Source organism: Oryzihumus sp., from assembly GCF_054325275.1.
In genome coordinates this window covers 1-4,058 of sequence record NZ_JBTCWL010000126.1, presented here as the reverse complement: position 1 = coordinate 4,058, position 4,058 = coordinate 1, and the positions used below count along the sequence as shown (strand labels likewise).

4 protein-coding genes are annotated in these 4,058 nt (G+C 73.8%); 2 read left to right on the top strand and 2 right to left on the bottom strand.

Features of this window, described 5'->3' with window-relative positions; translation table 11 throughout:
• Positions 1-74: 74 nt before the first annotated feature.
• Positions 75-1,181 carry a WD40/YVTN/BNR-like repeat-containing protein gene (locus ACXVGS_RS18825; RefSeq protein WP_458528014.1) on the top strand — a complete coding sequence of 369 codons (1,107 nt, stop codon included), beginning with the start codon at positions 75-77 and terminating at the stop codon, positions 1,179-1,181.
• A gap of 9 nt (positions 1,182-1,190) precedes the next feature.
• Here ACXVGS_RS18825 and ACXVGS_RS18820 read toward each other — a convergent pair whose 3' ends face one another.
• Positions 1,191-2,036: a carbohydrate kinase family protein gene (locus ACXVGS_RS18820; protein WP_458528013.1), complete on the bottom strand. Its 846-nt coding sequence runs from the start codon at positions 2,034-2,036 to the stop codon at positions 1,191-1,193.
• A 30-nt stretch (positions 2,037-2,066) separates the two neighbouring features.
• Here ACXVGS_RS18820 and ACXVGS_RS18815 point away from each other — a divergent pair, with 30 nt between their 5' ends.
• Positions 2,067-2,993 (top strand): pseudouridine-5'-phosphate glycosidase, encoded by a 927-nt coding sequence (locus ACXVGS_RS18815; protein ID WP_458528012.1) that lies wholly within the window; start codon positions 2,067-2,069, stop codon positions 2,991-2,993.
• A gap of 26 nt (positions 2,994-3,019) precedes the next feature.
• Here the strand turns inward: ACXVGS_RS18815 and ACXVGS_RS18810 are convergent, their stop codons facing one another.
• Positions 3,020-3,757, bottom strand: coding sequence for a LuxR C-terminal-related transcriptional regulator (locus ACXVGS_RS18810; RefSeq protein ID WP_458528011.1), 738 nt, complete (start codon positions 3,755-3,757; stop codon positions 3,020-3,022).
• Between the last annotated feature and the right edge of the window lie 301 nt (positions 3,758-4,058).

Genomic DNA, 4,058 nt, shown 5'->3' with positions numbered 1-4,058 from the left:
GGGCTCCCTCGCAGGAGCCCGCCCCGTCGACGTCTCGAAAGTCCGACCTGCCCGATCCGCCCTAGATTCCCGCCATGACGCTTCTGGCGGGGACGGGGTCCCTGATGACGGCAGCCCTGATGATCGGGGGAAGCATGCTCGGCACGAACGCCGCCGCGCCCGGACACGACCCGGGTGGCACGCCGCGGCACGGCGGTGAGCACCCGGCATACCGGTGGGTGGACTCCCCCACAGGCAGCGACGCCCGGCTGCGCGGGCTGTCCGCGGTGTCGCGCGAGGTCGCCTGGGCGAGCGGCACGGGTGGCACGGTCCTGCGCACCACCGATGGCGGCCGCTCGTGGGAGTCGGTCGGCCCGGCAGGCACCGAGGCGCTGCAGTTCCGCGACATCGAGGCGACCTCAGCCCGGCACGCGGTGGCCCTGTCGATCGGCGAGGGCGAGGACAGCCGGGTCTACGTGACCGACGACGGCGGGCGCTCGTGGGCCGAGTCGTTCCGCAACACCGATGCGCGGGCGTTCTACGACTGCATGGCGTTCTTCGACCACCGCAACGGCCTGGCCGTGAGCGACCCGGTGGACGGGAAGTTCCGGCTGGTCCGGACCCGGGACGGCGGCCACTCGTGGTCGCTGGTCGACCCGGCGGGCATGCCGGCGGCCGAGCCCGGCGAGTTCGGGTTCGCCGCGAGCGGCACCTGCCTGACGGCCGGGCCGGGCCACCAGGCGTGGCTCGCCACGGGCGGGGTCGACCCGGCGCGGGTGTTCAGCAGCCACGACGGCGGCACCACGTGGTCGGTGACCGGCACGCCCGTCGCCGGCGCGGAGGCCGGCGGGATCTTCTCGGTGCGGTTCCGCGACGCGCGCCGCGGCGTGGTGGTGGGTGGCGACTTCACCGACCCGACCGGGGCGAGCGACAACGCCGCCTGGACCACCGACGGCGGGCACAGCTGGCACGCCGCGACCGGCCGCTCCCCCGGTGGCTACCGCTCCGGCTCCGCATGGGTGCACGGGACCCACGAGACCGCCCTGGCGGTCGGCCCGACCGGCTCCGACGTCTCGGTCGACGGCGGGCGCTCGTGGACGGCGTTCGACGCCGGCAGCCTCGACAGCGTCGAGTGCGCGGTCGACGGCGCCTGCTGGTCCTCCGGCGAGCACGGCCGGGTGGCGCGACTCTCCCGCGACTGACCGTCGCGGTCAGCGGGCCGGCGGCTGCGCCCCCTGGTGGGCGATGCACTCGGCCGCCGCCCGCATCGCCGCGTCGGGGCCGTCCACGAGGTAGCCGGCGGCGAGGGCGTCACCGGCCCCGGTGACGTCGACGACCGGCCCCGGCACGGGCACGTGCTCGTGGTGGATGCCGCCGTCGAAGAACCCCGACCCGCGGTCACCGCGCTTGACCACGGCCTCGCAGTCGACGTCCGCCAGCGAGGCGGGCTCCACGCCGAGGACCTGCCACTCGGCCTCGTTGCCGAACACCACCTCGGGGCGCAGGTCCTGCACCAGCGTCCAGAACCGTTGCACGCCAAAGCTCGTGACCATCCCCGCGGATGCCAGGTCGACCCCCACCCGAAGGCCCCGGACGTGGGCCTCGTGCGCCGCGGCGACGAGGACGTCGGGGTCCGGCGCACGCAGCAGCAGGTAGCCCGACAGGTGCAGCCAGTCCGCCCCGGCCAGCCAGGCGGGGTCCGCCAGCGACGCGTCGATCCACGACAGGTCCCCGGGGTCGGAGGCCAGGGTGCGGTGGCCCTGGGTGGTCAGCGACACCACCGCACCGGCGTCGGCGTCCCGCGGCCGGCCGTGCAGGCTGATCCCGCGCTGCCGCAGCTGCTCGTCGAGCATCGTGCCGACCGCTCCGGTGGTGCGGGGGCCGAACAACCGGGCCTCACCGCCGAGATGGCGCACCCAGGCGGCGACGTTGGCGGCCTGCCCACCGGCCGACAGCGAGATCCGGGCCGGGGTGTCGTCGTCCTCGCGCAGCGCGTGGTCGGTGGCCACGATGATGTCCAGCATCACGTCGCCGGCGACACAGACGACAACGGGCATGCAGACCTCCCGGGTGCTTAGGGTGCTGCCGTGATCATTGCTGACGAGGTCCGCTCTGCGCTCGAGGACGGCCGGGGTGTCGTCGCCCTGGAGTCCACGATCATCAGCCATGGCCTGCCCACGGAGTCCAGCGCGCGCGTCGCTCGCCGGATCGAGGACGCGGTCCGCGGGTCGGGTGCGGTGCCGGCCACCATCGCGGTGGTCGACGGTCAGGTCCGCATCGGGCTCGACGACGCGAGGCTCGAGCGGGTCGCCACCGACCCGGTCGTGGTCAAGTCGAGCATCCGCGACCTGGGCAACGTCTGCGCCGCCGGCCTGACCGGCGCGACCACGGTGGCGTCCACGGCCTACCTGGCCCACCGGGCGGGCATCCGGGTGTTCGCGACCGGTGGCCTGGGCGGGGTGCACCGCGGCGCCGCGCACAGCTTCGACGAGTCGGCCGACCTGCCGGCGCTGGCCTCGGTGCCCATCGCGCTGGTCTGCGCCGGCGTGAAGTCGATCCTCGACGTCGGGGCGACGCTGGAGCGGCTGGAGACGCTGTCGGTGGAGCTCGTCGGCTACGGCACCTCACGCTTCCCCGGCTTCTACATCCAGGACAGCGGGTATGCCGTGCCCTGGGTCGCGCGGTCCGCGGACGAGGTCGCGGCGGTGCTGCGCGCCCGGGACGGGCTGGGGCTGCCCCAGGCCCTGGTCGTGGCCAACCCGATCCCGGACGGCAAGGAGATGCCGCGCGACCTGCACGACGCGACGCTGGCGTCCGGTCTGAAAGCCCTTGCGGCACAAGGGATCACCGGCAAGGACGTCACGCCGTTCCTGCTCGCTTGGTTCCACGAGCACACGCACGGCGTGAGCGTGCAGGCCAACATCGATCTGGTGCTCGGCAACGCACAGGTCGCCGGCGAGGTAGCCGTCGCGCTGGCACAAGGTGGCCACGCGGGGGAGGCGCGGATGGACTGACCCGCCGCGCCACGCGCTAGTCGAGCTCACTGGGCCGCCCCCAGAGGCGGCATCACCCCCGCCCGCCATGCGGCGGCCGCTGCCTCGAGCTGGGAGCGGACGCCGAGCTTGGTGAGCACGCCGCGGATGTGGGTGCGGACGGTCGCCTCGGCCACCACCCAGGTGGCGGCGATCTGCTGCGCCGAGCGGCCATGGCCCATCGCGACGAGCACCTCGGTCTCGCGCTCGGTCAGCTGCCGGAAGGGAGCAAGCTCCTCCTCCCTGCGCCGCCGGGTCCGGGCCAGCTCGCACAGCAGCGACGTGCGGACAGCGGGGTCGAGTGGCCCGGTGGCCTCCAGTGCACGCAGGGTTGTCCCGAGCACCTGCTCGAACCCGGTGCCCTTCACCAGGTGTCCGATCGCCCCGCGCTCCAGAGCGGCGGCAATCCTCATGGGGTCGGCGCTGCCGGTCAGGACCAGGACGGTGCGCCCCGCTGCCACCAACGGCTCGACCAGCTGCACGCCGTCGCCACCAGGCCCGAGGTCCAGGTCGAGGAGCACCAGTCGAGCGGGCAGAGCGGTGATCCGCGGCAACAGGTCCCCGGGCTCGGTGACCGGCACGGCCGTGGCAGGGAGGCCCTCGGCCTCCAGCGCGGCACACAGTGTCTCCGCCAGGATCACGCTGTCCTCCACCACGGCAACCAGCGGAGGGGCTGAGGCGCCGGTCCCCACCATTGCCTCGCCCTGCTCCGCCGGCTCCTGCGCAGCCTGCACGACGTTCCCCATGCGTCCCCTCCGTCAGCCCCGGTGTCCTTGTCCCCGACGCGACGGGTTGCCTTCCCCCGTCGCGTCGGACGGGAGCCTGTCATGGCGGGGTGAGGCGCAACTCATGCAAATGGTGGATCTCCACAAATCTGATGACGACCCGGCCCATCCCCTCGCCGCAGTCTCGTCTCTGCCGATATCGGCGCCAGCGGCGACCGCCGGCTGGTCGAAGACTTGAAGGGGAGAAACCAGAAATGACGACTCGCAAGCTCGCCATGGCAGGGGCCCTGGGGCTGGCCTCGCTCGGACTCATCGGGGCCGG